Origin of the sequence: Providencia sp. PROV040 (assembly GCF_032706145.1) — a bacterium.
Classification (GTDB): Bacteria; Pseudomonadota; Gammaproteobacteria; order Enterobacterales; family Enterobacteriaceae; genus Providencia; species Providencia hangzhouensis.
The window spans coordinates 3208046-3225257 of sequence record NZ_CP120530.1; the positions used below are offsets into that span (position 1 = coordinate 3208046).

The window sequence follows — 17212 nt, forward strand, 5'->3', positions numbered from 1 at the left end:
CATGAGACGCATGGTTGCACAAAGTGTATTTGCTCCTTTAATTAAAACGTAATTAGCCGTTCTTCAGCAATTCAAGCTCTTGCCAACGGTCAAATGCTTGCTCTAGTTCAGCTTCTTTTGCTGCTAGCTGACTCAGCGTTTTTTCTGTTACATCATGTGGTTGATTGAAAAAATCGGCATCACCAACTTGAGTTTGCAATGTTTCAATTTCACTTTCAAGTTGTTCCAATTTTGCTGGCAATTGTTCCAATTCACGTAATAAATTGTAACTGAGCTTATTTGAACGTTTTACCGTTTCTTTCGGTTTCGTCTGTTTATCTTGGGCAGTCACTTTACCCGTTTGTTCTGCTTTCAAACTCACTGTTTGTGCTTTTTGCTGCTGAGCATCGTAATATCCGCCCGCAAAACGCTTAATAACCCCATTACCTTCGAAGATCCAACATTCTGTCACACTGTTATCAACAAACTCTCGGTCATGGCTAACCAATAAAACCGTTCCTTGGTAACCATCAACTAGCTCTTCGAGTAACTCTAAGGTTTCGACATCAAGGTCGTTAGTCGGTTCATCGAGGATCAATAAGTTACTTGGTTTTAGGAATAAACGCGCAAGCAACAAGCGGTTACGCTCACCACCAGAAAGCGCCCTAACAGGAGTCATCGCACGTTTTGGTGGAAACATAAAGTCTTGTAAGTAGCCTAAAACATGGCGTGGCTTGCCATTGACCATGACTTCTTGTTTTCCTTCTGCCAAGTTATCCATCACGGTTTTATCTGGGTCCAATGCCGCACGGTGCTGGTCGAAATAAGCAACTTCCAACTTAGTCCCACAATGAACTCGTCCGCTATCTGCTTGTAAATCTCCTAGCATTAAGCGCAATAATGTTGTTTTACCACAACCGTTTGGCCCAACTAGCGCGATTTTATCGCCACGTAATACTTGAGCTGAAAAATCTTTTACCAGTACTTTATTATCAATCTGGTAATTCACATTTTCCATTTCGAACACAATTTTGCCAGAACGGGCTGCTTCACCCACTTGCATTTTCGCTGTGCCCATCACTTCACGACGCTCTGAACGCTCTACGCGTAGCGCTTTCAGCGCACGAACACGACCTTCGTTACGAGTACGTCGCGCTTTAATACCTTGGCGGATCCACGTCTCTTCTTGGGCTAATTTACGGTCGAATTCTGCATTTTGCATCTCTTCAACACGCAATGCTTCTTCTTTATTCACCAAGTAGTCATCATAATTACCCGGCCAAGAAGACAGCTGCCCACGGTCTAAATCAATAATACGTGTTGCCATATTACGGATAAACGAACGGTCATGGGAGATAAATACGATGCTGCCTTGGAAATCTTTTAGGAAGTTTTCCAGCCAAAGAATTGTTTCTATATCTAAGTGGTTGGTTGGCTCATCTAAAAATAGTACTCGTGGGTTACTCACTAACGCACGGCCCAAAGCGGCTTTACGTAACCAACCACCTGATAATGAAGACAGTTCTGCATCCGCAGGTAAACCGAGTTTTTTCAGCACATCACTGATACGAGAGTCCAGCAACCATAAATTACGATTATCTAACACCTCTTGTAATTCAGCTAATTTATTTAGATTTTTTTCACTCGGGTCGGTTTCGACCTCTTTTGCAACATGGTGATAATCTTTGAGGTACTGAGCCTGTTCTGCAACACCTTCAGCCACAAAATCAAAAATAGTGCCTTCAATATTACGCGGTGGGTCTTGCTGCAAGCGTGCAACAACTAAATCTTGCTCATAAACCAATTGGCCATCATCTAACGGCTGTTCTTTCGTTAACACACGCATTAACGTTGATTTACCCGCACCATTGCGGCCAACCAAACATACACGTTCGTTATCTTCGATATGAATTTCGGTATTATCCAGTAATGGGGCATCACTAAACGAAAGGTATGCACCCGACAAATTAATTAAAGCCATTGATTCTATCCTTACTCTGCGTGGCTAATTAGCCAGCAGTTATGTATTTGGCGGTTACGAGCAAAATCTTCTGACAGTGTTTTAGCTGTGATTTCTTGTGCTTGTAATCCTAATTCTTTAATTGCTTCAAGATCCATTTTGAAACCGCGTTTGTTATTAGAGAACATTACGGTTCCACCACGGCGTAATAACCGCTTTAGGTGGGTAATCAATTGGATATGATCTCGTTGTACGTCAAACGTACAATCCATGCGTTTTGAATTTGAGAATGTTGGGGGATCAATAAAGATCAAATCAAATTGTTCCCGGCTATTCGCCAGCCAACTCAAGCAATCCGCTTGAATTAAACGATGTTGGCGACCTGTTAGCCCATTCGCTTGTAGGTTTTTTTCAGCCCACTCAAGATAAGTACGTGACATATCTACGGAAGTGGTGCTTTTCGCGCCGCCAAGCCCTGCATGCACAGTGGCAGTACCGGTGTAACAAAACAAGTTTAAGAAATCGGCATCTTTACTCATCTGGCCTAACATTTTACGGGCAATACGATGGTCAAGAAATAACCCTGTATCCAGATAGTCCGTCAAATTCACCAACATTTTCGCATTGTATTCTTGCACTAAAAAGAAATCGTCTTTTTGCGCTAATTTCTCATACTGCTGCTTGCCTTTTTGGCGCTGGCGCGTTTTTAACACTAGCTGATTCGATGTCAGTTCTAATACATTCATTGTTGCAGTGATCACATCAAATAGGCGTTGACGAGCTTTGCGTTCATCAACAGTTTTCGGTGGCGCGTATTCTTGGATCACCACTTTATCGCCATAAATATCAACCGCAACATTGTATTCAGGTAAATCAGCATCATAAACACGGTAACTATCAATGCCTTGTTGTTTTGCCCATTTACTTAATTTCTTGATATTTTTACGTAAACGATTTGCAAAATCAGGTGAAATTTCCGCTATCGTTTCTGATGGCGTAGCCGCTAGCTGGTAGTTTTTCTGGACACAATCTAAAGGACCATTCTTAGCTTTAAATTCACGCTCTGAACGCAGTTGCAAACAGCTGAGTAACTCAGGAGAAGCACTAAAAATCGATAAACGCCAACCAGGGAAGCGTGCCTTCACGATCCGCCCTAACTGGCTATGTAGCGCAATTAAAGCAGGCTCACTTTCTAAACGCTCCCCATAAGGGGGATTGCTAATAATCGTGCCTAACGCATCGGCCTTAACTGGGTTTTCCAATGCAGCGGCATCACCTTGCTTAAAGGTGATTAAATCTTGTAACCCTGCACGGCGCGCGTTCGCACGAGCCATTTCCAGTACGCGCTTATCGATATCAAAACCATAAAAACGCGATGTCGTTTCTTTCAAACCTTGGCGGAAACGCACTTGCGCTTCCGTGGTTAGTTCACGCCAAAGTTCCGCGTTAAATTTCGACCATGCATAAAAGCCCCAATGCGTACGGTGTAACCCGGGGGCTTTATCTGTTGCCATCATTGCAGCTTCAATTAACAAGGTTCCTGAACCGCACATCGGGTCGACCAAGGGGGTTCCTTGCTGCCAACCTGAACGGTTGATAATTGCTGCCGCCAGCGTCTCTTTTAAGGGTGCTTGACCTGCCAAATCACGGTAGCCACGAATATGTAATGAATCACCACTTAAATCGAGTGCTACACTGGCTTTTTCTTTATTAAGGTAGACGTTGATGCGGATATCCGCTTGCTGGCGGGCGACATCAGGGCGCTGGTCTAGCTTGCGTACGAAGCTGTCTACGATAGCATCTTTCACTTTCAATGCACCGTATTGGCTGTTGCGAATTTCTTCGTTAGTCCCTGTAAAATGAACAACAAAGGTATCATTGACGGAGAAAATCTCACTCCAGTCGATTGCTTGTACACCGAGGTACAAATCTAAGTCACTGTAGACGTCAAAATCATTCAGTGGCAATAAAATACGCGATGCCAGCCGACTCCACAGTAGGCTTTGGTACATCACACGTTCGTCGGCCTGAAAATAGACACCCCCTTGGGCCACTTTGCATTGGCTAGCGCCAAGCGATTCTAATTCCGTTTTCAGTAGTTCTTCAAGGCCGCGAGCTGTGCTGGCAAACAGAGAATTCATAGTATTTATTACCAATTTGGATGAAAAATTGTTGCGCATTATAGCTAATCTTATGCAGTTGTCATAAAGTTGCTACGCACAATTATAAGGATTAAAAAATGATAACGCTTTCGCGCCTTTACACACACCCAGTAAAATCTATGCGAGGAGTTCGTTTATCCCACGCCTTCGCTGATATTAGCGGTTTGACTTTTGATCGTAATTTTATGGTAACCACGCTGGAAGGTAAATTTATTACAGCGAGAAAATATCCACAAATGTTACTTTTTACACCGGTAATGCTCAATAATGGTCTTCACTTGCGAGCACCAAATGGCGAAAGTGCGACGGTATTGTATCAGGACTTTGATGAGAAGCAGAGCCCTACTGAAGTTTGGGGCAATCATTTTCATGCACTTATTGCACCTGAAGCGATAAATAGCTGGTTAAGTACCTTTTTTGACGAACCGGTACAATTACGCTGGCTAAGCCCGCAGCTTTCTCGTCGCGTCAAAGAACACCAAGATGTGCCGATGTCTTTTGCTGACGGCTACCCTTTCTTACTGATCAACGAAGCTTCTGTCCAAGAACTGCAACGCCGTTGCCCTGCCAGTATTAAATTAGAACAGTTTCGTGGCAACTTAATTATTACAGGCGCCAAGCCTTTTGAAGAAGATACATGGAAAACCATTCAAATTGGTGATGTCATCTTTACATTAGATAGGCCATGTAGCCGATGCATTTTAACTACTGTTAGCCCAGAGAAAGGGATCAAACATCCCCACAGTGAGCCACTTGCGACATTACAAACCTTCCGTTCAGATGAAACAGGTGATGTCGATTTTGGCCAAAATGTGATTATTAAAAATACCGGTGTTATTCGTGTTGGCGATACCCTGACGGTATTAGAAACTAAACCAGCAAAACAGTATTTAGTTCAAGAGCGGGAAAGTGACCTAGCAGCTAATAGTTTAAATACTCAAGCCAATAAGGTCAGTTTAGTTTTTGGAGAAACAGAATATACCGGTGATAACCAAAATGTGATCCTGGAGCAATTAGAATCCAATGGTTTAACTATCCCTTATTCATGTCGAGCTGGCATCTGTGGTCGCTGTAAAATTAAGCTTATTTCTGGGGAGGTCACCCCGTTAAAACAAAGCGCCATTAAAGAAAACGGTTATATACTCGCCTGTAGTTGTATCCCGAAAACATCCGTTAAATTAGCGTTTAATTAAGCGTTGATTTTGCTTTTTAACACCATCAAGGTTTCAATTCTACGATGGTGTTAAACGCTCAAAACTAGATTAATTAGCAAAAAAACTTTTGTTTCACTATTCTTTTTTGATCTCTAGCGATCATTTAAATAGCATTACCGTATAATTGACGTTTCACTTTAGATGAATATTCAAGCATGCGATCGTTCATGATCTTAATTGGATCGCAAAATCGTAAAGTTCGATCGGGTAATTCTAAAATTGGTTCCGCTAATAAACATAAACTCGCAGAAGGGCCAGCCTCAGCAATAATAAATGTGGAATAATGGTTCGTATTTTCTAAACACACTTGAATTATTTGCCCCTGCTTAGGCTCATTAATATAGTGAAATGAAGAAAAGTACCAACTCTTTGGCATCTGTGGCTTTAAAAAACGAAAAGCAACTAAACTATTTAAGACTAATTCAGCTCTTTCTTCTTGAGTAATATTTAGCCTTTTAGCCTGCTCATCAAATAAATAATATTCACCTGCATCTTCGATACTAAAAGGCATCTCATTACGAGCAAAAACCGTTAGCATCTTAGCAGGAAAACATGAACGAAATATCATGCCGTTGGCGAGATCTAACATCACCCTATTATGGTCATGATCAAAATACCAACGCCAATGATCATCAGGTTTAATATTCATAAACGATCCTTTAGCGATTTACCGGTAAATAAAGTAGAAATGATCTCTATAATGATCCTTTCTAAATTTACTCTAAGGCTATTTTTATATGCTAAAAATTGGATCTGCTAAATAAGAAGATGCGTTAGAAATAACTGGATAATATTGTTATCTAAATAGCAAATCTACTGAAAATTGAGTTCAACTTGATACAAAAATAGCCACTATTAGCAATATAGTTTAAAAGGGGGAATAAATAAACCCCCTTGATACGTAAATTTACAATTTATTACTAGATATGATTAACAATATCTTTAATTAATTTTGGCCCATGATAAATAAAACCAGAATAAATTTGAATTAAAGAGGCACCCGCTTCCATTTTTTCACGCGCCGCGGTAAGGGAATCAATTCCACCTACTCCAATTATTGGCAGCTTTCCATTTAACTCACGTGAAATAATCTTAATAACTTGTGTACTTTTTAATTGCACAGGACGGCCACTTAACCCACCAGCCTCATTACAATGATTTATCCCTTGAACCAAAGAACGATCTAGCGTGGTATTCGTTGCAATAACGCCATCAATATTATGCCTAACTAGGCTATCTGAAACTTGGATAATTTCCTCTTCAGATAAATCAGGCGCAACCTTTACAGCGACAGGTACATATTTTTGGTGCTGTAATTGTAATTCCAGTTGTTTTGCTTTTATACTACTTAATAAATCATCTAGTGCTTCGCCATATTGTAATGTACGCAAGCCTGGCGTATTTGGTGAGGAAATATTAATAGCAATATAACCTGCATGAGCATAGACCTTATCCATGCAAATTAAATAGTCATCTTTACCTTGTTCAACAGGTGTATCTTTATTTTTGCCAATATTGATACCAATGACCCCGCCGTAATTCGATTTTTTAACATTCTCAACAAGGTTATCGACACCTTTATTATTAAAACCCATCCGGTTAATTAAACCTTCTGCTTCTACAAGTCGAAATAACCGCGGTTTGTCATTACCAGACTGTGGACGAGGAGTTACCGTACCAATTTCTATAAACCCAAAACCCATTGCACCAAATGCATCAATACATTCACCATCTTTATCTAAACCCGCGGCGAGCCCTAGTGGGTTTTTAAAGGAAAGCCCCATGCATTGAACGGGTTTAGTGGCAACAGATTGGCGAATAAGACATTGGAAAGGGGAATGGTTCAAACGTTGAAGCTGGCGAAAAGTCAATTCATGAGCTTTTTCAGGGTCGAGCTGGAACAGTGCCTTGCGGGCAAGATGATATAACATATCCAATAACCTATTTTTACTAGTGCGTTTCAATAAAATAGACATTATGTCGCGCACCAAAACCCTCGCCAAAGACTGATTGCCGAGTTTTCACTGTGCGAACTATTTTTCGTCGGATAAAACGCGCTATAGATTACCCTATCTCACCGCCTTTTTACCATGAAAAAATCAATAAAAATTCATTTGCCTGATTTTTTTGGGGGAAAACAACCACTTTATGGCAGTTATCTCTCATTTAATATTCCATTATTGTCATAAACAAATAAGCCGCTAAATTAAATTTTAGCGGCTTATTAAAACCAATAATTGGTTAGCTATATATAAATCAGCTTTCTAACGCTTTGGTAATTTTTTCAAATAGATCACCAGAAAGGTTATCGAGCGCTTTTAATTGCTCAAGCACTTTGCGCATCTGTGCTTGGCGCTGTTCATCATAACGTTTTAAACGGATCAACGGCTCGATCAGCCTCGAAGCCACTTGCGGGTTACGTGTATTCAGATCGACTAAAATTTCATACAGGAATTGGTAACCACTGCTATCTTTCGCATGGAAATTAACGGGATTCCCTGCTGTGAAAGCACCGACAAGTGAGCGAACACGGTTCGGGTTACTCATACTAAATGAGCGGTGATTCAATAATGCACGTACATTGGCAAGCGCTTCTTTTGCAGGGTTCGCCCCTTGCAATGTAAACCACTTATCCATGACTAACCCGTCATGGTGCCAACGCTCATCAAAGTCTGCCATTAACTGTTCTTTACAAGCTAACTGTGATTCATTTGCTGCGGTCAATGCGGCCAGCGAATCAGTCATATTATCGGCAGATTGGTATTGTTCCAGCACTAAATTGTTCGCCAGTTCGCTATCATCACCCGCCGCTAAGTATTGCAGGCAAATATTACGCAATGAACGTTTAGCAATATCTTGGTGATCAACACGATAGCCATCAATATTAATGGAGCGATAAACGGTGAGAAGCTCATCATGCATTTCTACTGCTAAATGATGATGGATAAAATTCACCACTTCGTGGATCGCTACCGGGTCAATAACCGTAAATAATTCTGCAAGCTCATTTTCGGAAGGCAACGTTAAGATCAAGGCGACTAACGCAGGGTCAATCGAATCACTTAATAATACACCGCGGAAAGCATCAACTACTGGCTCAGGTAAAACTAAAATCTCACCATTTTGATAGTGAGCCACGTTAATTTTTACATAATTATTAATGAGTTGCTGAGCAGCATCCCAACGAGCAAATTCATTGCTTGCATGCTGCATCAAGAAAGCTAATTGCTCATCTGTGTAGTTGTAATCTAATTTTACAGGGGCTGAAAACTCACGCAATAAGGAGGGAACTGGGCGACTTGTCACCTCATCAAAAACAAACGTTTGAGTTTCTTGCGTAATGTTTAGCACTGAATTTACCACACTACCACCACGTTTTAGCGTAATAATTCCACCTTGCTCATCATAGAGCTCAATATCCAATGGGATATGTAATGGCAGCTTTTCAGCTTGATCCGCTGTAGGTGGCGTCATTTGGCTAACATGTAGCGTATATTGCTGTTTTTCTGGTGAATATTCATCACGCACAGTTAAAACTGGCGTCCCTGATTGGCTATACCAACGACGAAATAGTGATAAATCAACATTTGACGCATCTTCCATCGCCTGCACAAAATCGTCACAGGTTGCCGCACTGCCATCATGGCGATGAACATAAAGTTGTATTCCCGCTTGGAACATTTCCTCACCGAGCAGCGTATGGATCATGCGAATGACTTCAGACCCTTTTTCATACACTGTTAAAGTATAGAAATTGTTCATTTCAATGACTTTGTCAGGACGGATTGGATGCGCCATTGGGCTTGCATCTTCAGCAAACTGGGCTGAACGCATCACTTTAACATTGTTGATACGGTTAACAGAGCGAGAGCCTAAATCAGAGCTAAATTCTTGATCGCGGAAAACAGTTAACCCTTCTTTTAAGCTCAATTGGAACCAGTCACGGCAAGTGATACGGTTACCAGTCCAGTTATGGAAGTATTCGTGACCAATCACAGATTCGATATTCAGATAGTCTTTATCCGTCGCTGTCTCACTTTTAGCTAAAACATATTTAGAGTTAAAGACATTCAGTCCTTTATTTTCCATGGCTCCCATGTTGAAGAAATCAACGGCAACAATCATATAGATATCAAGGTCATACTCTAAACCAAAGCGTTCTTCATCCCATTTCATGGCATTTTTCAGTGACTGCATTGCCCAAGGAGCACGGTCTAAATTGCCTTTATCGACAAAAAGTTCTAATGCAACTTCACGGCCACTACGAGTGACAAATATGTCTTTTAAAACGTCAAAATCGCCTGCAACTAAGGCAAATAAATAACTTGGTTTTGGGAATGGGTCTTCCCATTTCACCCAATGGCGGCCGTCTTCTAACTCACCTTCTGCGATACGGTTACCATTTGATAATAAATAAGGATAACGTGATTTATCCACTGTAATTGTGGTGGTATAGCGAGCCAACACATCTGGTCGGTCTTGGTAATAGGTAATATGGCGGAAACCTTCCGCTTCACATTGTGTGCATAACGCCTCACCTGAAACATATAGCCCTTCTAACGCTGTATTTTTTTCAGGGCTAATTTCATTCACAATCCGCAGTGTAAAAGATTCAGGTAATGATTCAATAATCAATTTACCTTCAGATTCTTTATAGTTTTTCCACGCTTTGCCATCGACTTCAATACTGACTAGTGATAAATCTTCGCCATTGAGTTCAAGTGTTGATGACTGAGAGTTAAGGCGTTTTACCTTGCTTATTGCGGTAACGACTGTCTTCACTGGGTCAAGATTAAAATCGAGGTCAATTTCTGTAATTGTGTAATCAGGTGCTTGATAATCCTGACGATATTTCGCTTGTCTTAGCTGGGTCATAAGTAACCTTTTAATTCGTTATATTCAATATCGTACTGCTTTATTACTTATACAATACTATAAGCCACAATAATGTGAATGGATTTGAGAAACATTTTCATCAAAAAATGTTATCTATTTTTATGGCAATGTTAGCTTTGTATGTCATACCCTGCTTAACTTTGTTAAAAATTCGTTTGTTTGTTGGTGCTATAGTACTATTAAATATTTTATAGCGTGTTAGTATCTTTTCGTGATTAATGCTTTTTGTCTATTTCTATGGAACATAATACGAATAAAACGTATTTATTTGATTTTATAGTAATACAAAAAGGCAATGCGCGAATTTAGGTTGCCGTGCTCCTTGAAACCAAGTGGTAGAATAACACTTCTATCTTTTGCTAAAGTGGGTATACTTTTGCAACTTTAACGATTTAGCTAACGACTATTGCTGCTTTTATCTCATTGTGACTTTTTGAAAAATCAAACAGGTTTCAAGGGAAACAAGAGTAAAAATGAATAGCATTAGTGGTAAAGATAAGCTCCGCGAGGATGTCTGCGTGCCATGAATTTAGACGCTACACCAATTATTACATCACTGCTTGATACCGATGCTTACAAGCTTCATATGCAGCAGGCCGTTTTCCACCGTTACCACCAGGTACCGGTTGTCGCTGAGTTCCGCTGTCGTAGCAGTGAGATCTTAGGTGCTTACGCCAATGAAATCAGGCAACAAATTCAGTTGATGGCTAACTTATCACTTTCTGATAATGAACTGAATTTTCTCCGCCGCTTACCTTTCTTCCAAGAAGACTATCTTACGTGGTTAAAATCATTCCGCTTTAACCCTGAACAAGTCGTTGTCAGTACCACCGACGAAGGCCAATTGGCTATTCGCATTAGTGGGCCTTGGCGTGAAGTGATCATGTGGGAGGTACCACTCCTTGCATTGGTCAGTGAAATCATCCAAAAAGATAGGCACCCAAACATTTATCCGAGTGATGCTGTTCAGCAACTTAAAAAGCTGTTAAATGTTTTTTATCAACAAGCTGATGAGCACCAACTCGACTTGTCTAATTTTAAGCTCATGGACTTTGGGACACGCCGCCGTTTTTCCTACGATGTGCAATCCGCCATTGTTTCGATGCTTAAACAAGAATTTCCTTATCTTGTGGGGACTAGCAATTACAAACTTGCTCACGAGTTAGACCTAGCCCCTGTTGGCACACAAGCCCATGAGTGGTTCCAAGCCCACCAGCAAATCAGCCCTGAATTGGCAAATAGCCAACGCGAGGCATTGCAGAGCTGGCTAGATGAATACCCTAATCACTTAGGTGTCGCATTAACTGACTGTATCACCATGGATGCCTTTTTGCGTGATTTTGATGCTAACTTTGCGAACCGCTACCAAGGGTTGCGTCATGATTCAGGGGACCCGATCGAATGGGGCGAAAAAGCCATTGCTCATTACCAAAAATTGGGTATCGACCCTATGAGCAAAACACTGGTGTTCTCTGACAGCTTAGACTTACAAAAAGCACTTGAATTATATCGTTATTTCCACCAACGGATTAACCTTGTTTTTGGTATCGGCACTCGTCTAACCTGCAATATTCCCAATGTTACGCCGCTAAATATTGTGATCAAATTGGTAGAGTGCAATGGTAAGCCTGTCGCTAAGCTCTCAGATAGCCCAGGAAAAACCATTTGTGAAGATGATGAGTTCGTCAATCAACTCAGAAAAGCGTTCGACCTACCTAAAATGGAAAAAGCCAGCTAATTAAGTCGCTTTTCCCTAGCTCTGAGTAAGAATTTGCACTTTTCTTGCCCAGAGCTTCAAAACCCCCTTTTTCTTTTATTCACTTACTATTACTATAGCTTTTAAGCTCAATAACCACGCTTCGCTTCAACAGAAATGTTTTATCGCGATTTTTTACTTGTTTCCTAATAAATGGCAAGTAACATAGAGCTTTGGCCCCTGAAAAATGGGATTTCGTTAATATCCCTACTTTAACTATTTTAATCGCCATAAACCGATGACATTTTTTGAATAATATTCATAGATATAAGCGGTCGAATGGATTTAAAACAATTTGAATTACATCCTAAATAATTCGAGTTGTAGGAAGGCGGCAAACAAAGTGAGCCCTAGGAGCATACATAAGTATGTGACTAGGGTCGGTTTGTGAAGCCAACGCATCTACGGCTCGAAGTATGACGGATTGAGATAGTCGAAGTAGATATCGTTAAATATGAAGAGAGTGAATTATATGATAGTAGCGCCTGTAGTCGACGTACTGCAAGGCCGAGTGGCGGTAGGCACAGAAGTCACCGTTCAAGGCTGGGTACGTACAAGGAGAGATTCAAATGCTGGTTTTTCTTTCCTCGCCGTTTATGACGGTTCTTGCTTTAATCCGTTACAGGCTATCATTAATAATAATTTACCGAATTATAATGACGAAGTCCTGCACCTAACAACGGGTTGTTCTGTTGAAGTTACGGGTACCGTAAAAGAATCCCCAGGCCAAGGTCAATCATTTGAGCTTGAAGCCACTGCTGTAAAAGTTGTTGGTTGGGTTGAAGACCCTGACACCTACCCAATGGCAGCGAAGCGTCATAGTGTTGAGTTTTTACGTGAAGCCGCACACTTGCGCCCACGTACTAACTTAATTGGTGCCGTTGCACGTGTGCGTCATACTTTAGCGCAAGCTATCCACCGTTTCTTTGATGAGCAAGGCTACTTCTGGGTTTCAACTCCAGTGATCACGGCCTCAGACACCGAAGGCGCGGGGGAAATGTTCCGTGTTTCTACATTGGATTACAATAACCTGCCACGTGATGACAAAGGTGAAGTCGATTTCAGCGAAGATTTCTTTGGTCGCGAAGCTTTCTTAACCGTTTCAGGCCAACTGAACGGTGAAGCCTATGCAACAGCGATTAGCAAAGTTTACACTTTCGGCCCAACCTTCCGTGCTGAAAACTCAAATACTAGCCGTCACTTAGCTGAATTCTGGATGGTCGAACCTGAAGTGGCATTTGCTTCTTTAGATGATGTCGCAGGCCTTGCAGAAAAAATGCTGAAATTCGCCTTCAAAGCCGCTCTTGAAGAACGCCGTGATGACTTAGAATTCTTTGCACAACGTGTTGATAAAGACGTTATCAACCGCTTAGAAAGCTTTGTTAACTCAGACTTTGCACAAGTTGATTACACGGATGCCATTAAAATCCTAGAAACTTGTGGTCAAAAATTCGAAAACCCAGTTTATTGGGGTGTCGATATGTCGTCTGAGCACGAGCGTTACCTTGCTGAGCAACACTTTAAAGCCCCTGTGGTTGTGAAAAACTACCCGAAAGACATCAAAGCGTTCTATATGCGCCTCAATGAAGATGGCAAAACCGTTGCTGCGATGGACGTATTAGCACCAGGTATTGGTGAAATCATTGGTGGCTCACAACGTGAAGAGCGCCTTGATATGCTCGATGCACGCCTTGAAGAAATGGGTATGAATAAAGAAGATTACTGGTGGTACCGTGATCTGCGCCGTTATGGCACCGTTCCTCACTCAGGTTTCGGCCTTGGTTTTGAACGTTTAGTGGCTTACGTCACTGGTGTGGGTAACGTACGTGAAGTGATTCCATTCCCACGTACCCCAAGAAATGCAGCGTTCTAATAACTGCTTTTCTATGTTAACACCTTAATATACGGGCCAACTAATGTTGGCCCGTTACTTTTCAGTCCTAATATACTTTCACTATACAACTATCTCATCTTGTTACATCAAATTACAGCCACATGATAACCAGATCACAATTTTTACGTTATCACCTTATTATTCTCCGTAAACAGCCAGCAATCTGCTACCGCTAAGAATAATCTGCTTTTTAATCTCACTATTCTCTTTTTACTGGTGATAAATAACCGCTTTGCATTCGCTAAACTGCTCAAAAAAAACTCAATTTGTCTTTTGAAAAAGTTCCCTAATTTTTGTAATATTTTTTAAACTGGTACGATGAGTGATTGTTTATTGATCTATTTTTTACATTTTGAAACATCTAGTTACCATTTGTTTCAGAATCTTTGATTTTGTAGCACTTTGAGGGTAGATAATTTTATTTAGCAATGGAACACTGGTCGCCGACATAGACGACACTAATCTCTCATAAATAGTTCCAATTATTTTTTGCGAATTATTTTTGGCAGTGGCAGGTGTCCGAATAACACCAATGAGGGTAATAATAATGATGAAACGCAATATTCTTGCAATGGTTATCCCAGCTCTGTTAGCTGCTGGTGCAGCAAACGCAGCTGAAGTATACAACAAAGACGGCAACAAATTAGACGTTTACGGTAAAGTTGACGTTCGTCACTACTTTGCTTCTGCAGATAAAAAATTCGCTGATGGCACAGCTAAACCAAGCCAAGACGGTGATGATTCACGTGTTCGTTTAGGTCTGAAAGGTGACACTCAAATCACTGATCAACTGACTGGTTTCGGTCGTTTCGAGTGGGAAACTAAGACTAACAAAACTGAAACTAACAACGAAAACAAAAACCGTTTAGCATACGCAGGTCTGAAATTCGCTGATTTCGGTTCAATCGACTACGGCCGTAACTACGGTGTTAACTATGATGTGAACGCATGGACCGACGTTATGCCTTTATGGGGCGGCGACACTATGGCTCAGTCAGACACATTCATGACTAGCCGTAACCGTAACCTGTTAACTTACCGTAACAACAACGCGTTTGGTTATGTTGATGGCCTAAGCTTTGCCCTGCAATACCAAGGTAAAAACGGCGATAACAACAAATCAGGCGGTAAAAATGCTTGGGAAAATAACGGTGACGGCTACGGTTTAGCGGCTGCTTATGACTTAGGTTGGGGCGTAACACTGGGTGGTAGCTATGCTAACTCATCTCGTACTCCATCACAAAAACTCTCTGATGCTGGTGGAAACAAAGCTCAAGTATGGAACGTTGGTGGTAAATTCGACGCTAACAATGTTTACTTAGCAGCGATGTACGGTCAAGCACTGAACACTACTCACTTCGGTAATGACGATACTATCGCTAACAAAACTGAAAACGTTGAGTTAGTTGCACAGTACCTGTTCGACTTCGGTCTGAAACCATCTTTAGGTTATAACCAATCTAAAGCTAAAAACGTAAACGGTGAGAACGGCGATATCGTTAAATATATCTCTGTTGGTTCTTACTACTACTTCAACAAAAACATGTCTGCAGTTGTTGATTACAAAATCAACCTGTTAAAAGACAACGACTTCAGCAAAGAATACGGTCTGATGACTGACAACGTTCTGGGCTTAGGTTTAGTTTACCAATTCTAATTATCAGTTAACTGATAAGTTAGAAAACGGTAACATGTTTTTGCAAGCAGCGCTTCGGCGCTGCTTTTTTATTTCGCTCTCCCCGCCTCAAACTACCTCCTCCTAAAAACTCCCAAATTATCGGTAAGACAGACTGATTCACCGCCTTTATAGATATTTATGGTTAGATTACATGCAATTCCTACCTAGTTCACAAGATCTCGCCGATTTTTGGTAAAACGGTTGGCAAAAAGCCTTTATCACGTTACCCTGAGAACTCGACTCGTTCGACTAAACCCGTTTTCAGCTACACCCGCGAGTTTCGTATGGTATGGGCAGATTACAAGCAAGGATAGCCAACCGCATTCTCACTTATGCCTTCATACCTTAGGAACTGTGTGGGTACCACTACAGAGCTTTGGAATCGACAACATGTTTGAAAAAATTACTTCTGCCCCTGCTGACCCAATCTTAGGTCTTGCTGATAGTTTCCGTGCTGATCCCCGCGATAATAAAATCAACTTAGGTATTGGCGTCTATAAAGACGAATCAGGGAAAACCCCTGTGCTTGATACCGTTAAAAAAGCAGAAAAATTCCTGCTGGATAACGAAAACACCAAAAACTATCTTGCGATTAGCGGAATGCCAGAGTTCGGCCGTGTAACACAAGAACTGTTATTCGGTGCACAACATGAAATTGTCACCTCAAAACGTGCACGTACAGCGCAAGCACCCGGCGGTACTGGTGCCCTGCGTATCGCAGCTGATTTTATTGCGAAGCAAACTAATGCAAAACGCGTTTGGATCAGCAACCCAACTTGGCCTAATCACAAAAATATTTTTGAAGCGGCTGGCTTAGAAGTGCTGACCTACAATTACTATGATGCAGCCAACCACGGTATGGATTTCGACGGTATGCTTAACAGCCTGTCATCCGCTGTTGCTGGCGATGTGATTGTTCTACACGGTTGCTGCCATAACCCAACGGGTATTGACCCAACTGCTGAGCAATGGACAAAGCTGGCGGCATTATGTGCGGAAAAAGGTTTATTGCCGGTTTTTGACTTTGCTTACCAAGGTTTCGCAAAAGGCTTAGATGAAGATGCCGAAGGCCTGCGTATTTTCACCAAAAACAACCCTGAAATGATTGTTGCGAGCTCATTCTCTAAAAACTTCGGTCTATACAATGAGCGTGTTGGTGCTTGTACAATCATTGCCAAAGACAGCGATAACGCCGAGCGTGCATTTAGTCAAGCGAAAGCGGTTATTCGCGCAAACTACTCAAACCCACCAGCACACGGTGCTGCAGTGGTAACAACCATCCTTTCTGATGACGTATTAAAAGCTGAGTGGATCCAAGAGTTAACCGCAATGCGTGAGCGTATTAAACGCATGCGCCAACTGTTAGTGAAAACATTGGAAGAAAAAGGCGCTAAACAAGACTTCAGCTTCATTATTAACCAAAACGGTATGTTCTCCTTCAGTGGCCTAACAAAAGAGCAGGTAGAGCGTCTACGTAGCGAATTTGGTATCTATGCCGTAAGCTCTGGCCGTATTAACGTGGCAGGCTTAACATTAGAGAACATGGTTCCATTATGTGATGCCATCGTTAAAGTGCTGTAATCATTCAAATGTGTTAACGCTTAACCTTTGAAAATAATAAAACAGCACCTTTAATATCATGCCAGTCAGTCCCATTTCTGACTGGCTATTTT

10 protein-coding genes are annotated in these 17212 nt (G+C 41.4%); 5 read left to right on the top strand and 5 right to left on the bottom strand.

Translation table 11 applies throughout. The features are described from left to right. Positions 1-52 precede the first annotated feature (52 nt). Positions 53-1960 carry an ABC transporter ATP-binding protein gene (locus P3L40_RS14845; protein WP_004256139.1) on the bottom strand — a complete coding sequence of 636 codons (1908 nt, stop codon included), beginning with the start codon at positions 1958-1960 and terminating at the stop codon, positions 53-55. Between the two features lie 11 nt (positions 1961-1971). Next, the gene (rlmKL, locus tag P3L40_RS14850) at positions 1972-4080 is read right to left on the bottom strand and encodes a bifunctional 23S rRNA (guanine(2069)-N(7))-methyltransferase RlmK/23S rRNA (guanine(2445)-N(2))-methyltransferase RlmL (protein WP_210852595.1); all 2109 of its coding nucleotides are present in this window, start codon (positions 4078-4080) and stop codon (positions 1972-1974) included. Between the two features lie 98 nt (positions 4081-4178). Here rlmKL and P3L40_RS14855 point away from each other — a divergent pair, with 98 nt between their 5' ends. Beyond that, positions 4179-5294 carry a YcbX family protein gene (locus tag P3L40_RS14855; protein ID WP_036957909.1) on the top strand — a complete coding sequence of 372 codons (1116 nt, stop codon included), beginning with the start codon at positions 4179-4181 and terminating at the stop codon, positions 5292-5294. 124 nt (positions 5295-5418) lie between these two features. On the opposite strand, the gene P3L40_RS14860 is transcribed toward P3L40_RS14855, so the two are convergent. From P3L40_RS14860 to pepN, 3 genes are all read right to left on the bottom strand, one after another. Further along, the gene (locus tag P3L40_RS14860; RefSeq protein ID WP_004256145.1) at positions 5419-5964 is read right to left on the bottom strand and encodes a cell division protein ZapC; all 546 of its coding nucleotides are present in this window, start codon (positions 5962-5964) and stop codon (positions 5419-5421) included. Positions 5965-6235: 271 nt separating this feature from the next. Then, positions 6236-7246 carry a quinone-dependent dihydroorotate dehydrogenase gene (gene pyrD / locus P3L40_RS14865; protein ID WP_036958164.1) on the bottom strand — a complete coding sequence of 337 codons (1011 nt, stop codon included), beginning with the start codon at positions 7244-7246 and terminating at the stop codon, positions 6236-6238. 325 nt (positions 7247-7571) lie between these two features. Continuing rightward, entirely contained in the window at positions 7572-10190 is a 2619-nt protein-coding gene (pepN, locus tag P3L40_RS14870; RefSeq protein WP_210852593.1) for an aminopeptidase N, read from the bottom strand. A gap of 544 nt (positions 10191-10734) precedes the next feature. On the opposite strand from pepN, the gene pncB reads away from it, so the two are divergent. From pncB to P3L40_RS14890, 4 genes are all read left to right on the top strand, one after another. Next, positions 10735-11949, top strand: coding sequence for a nicotinate phosphoribosyltransferase (gene pncB, locus P3L40_RS14875; protein WP_136134705.1), 1215 nt, complete (start codon positions 10735-10737; stop codon positions 11947-11949). 490 nt (positions 11950-12439) lie between these two features. Beyond that, entirely contained in the window at positions 12440-13840 is a 1401-nt protein-coding gene (asnS, locus tag P3L40_RS14880; protein ID WP_036957910.1) for an asparagine--tRNA ligase, read from the top strand. A 568-nt stretch (positions 13841-14408) separates the two neighbouring features. After that, complete coding sequence (locus tag P3L40_RS14885; RefSeq protein WP_272515372.1) at positions 14409-15518, top strand: porin; 1110 nt, start codon at positions 14409-14411, stop codon at positions 15516-15518. Between the two features lie 411 nt (positions 15519-15929). After that, complete coding sequence (locus P3L40_RS14890; RefSeq protein WP_094960698.1) at positions 15930-17120, top strand: amino acid aminotransferase; 1191 nt, start codon at positions 15930-15932, stop codon at positions 17118-17120. Positions 17121-17212 lie beyond the last annotated feature (92 nt).

Excerpts from the sequence above, each read along its gene's own strand:
- P3L40_RS14845 (WP_004256139.1), bottom strand. The coding sequence starts at position 1,960 with ATGGCTTTAATTAATTTGTCGGGTGCATACCTTTCGTTTAGTGATGCC.
- rlmKL (WP_210852595.1), bottom strand. The coding sequence starts at position 4,080 with ATGAATTCTCTGTTTGCCAGCACAGCTCGCGGCCTTGAAGAACTACTG.
- P3L40_RS14855 (WP_036957909.1), top strand. The coding sequence starts at position 4,179 with ATGATAACGCTTTCGCGCCTTTACACACACCCAGTAAAATCTATGCGA.
- P3L40_RS14860 (WP_004256145.1), bottom strand. The coding sequence starts at position 5,964 with ATGAATATTAAACCTGATGATCATTGGCGTTGGTATTTTGATCATGAC.
- pyrD (WP_036958164.1), bottom strand. The coding sequence starts at position 7,246 with ATGTTATATCATCTTGCCCGCAAGGCACTGTTCCAGCTCGACCCTGAA.
- pepN (WP_210852593.1), bottom strand. The coding sequence starts at position 10,190 with ATGACCCAGCTAAGACAAGCGAAATATCGTCAGGATTATCAAGCACCT.
- pncB (WP_136134705.1), top strand. The coding sequence starts at position 10,735 with ATGAATTTAGACGCTACACCAATTATTACATCACTGCTTGATACCGAT.
- asnS (WP_036957910.1), top strand. The coding sequence starts at position 12,440 with ATGATAGTAGCGCCTGTAGTCGACGTACTGCAAGGCCGAGTGGCGGTA.
- P3L40_RS14885 (WP_272515372.1), top strand. The coding sequence starts at position 14,409 with ATGATGAAACGCAATATTCTTGCAATGGTTATCCCAGCTCTGTTAGCT.
- P3L40_RS14890 (WP_094960698.1), top strand. The coding sequence starts at position 15,930 with ATGTTTGAAAAAATTACTTCTGCCCCTGCTGACCCAATCTTAGGTCTT.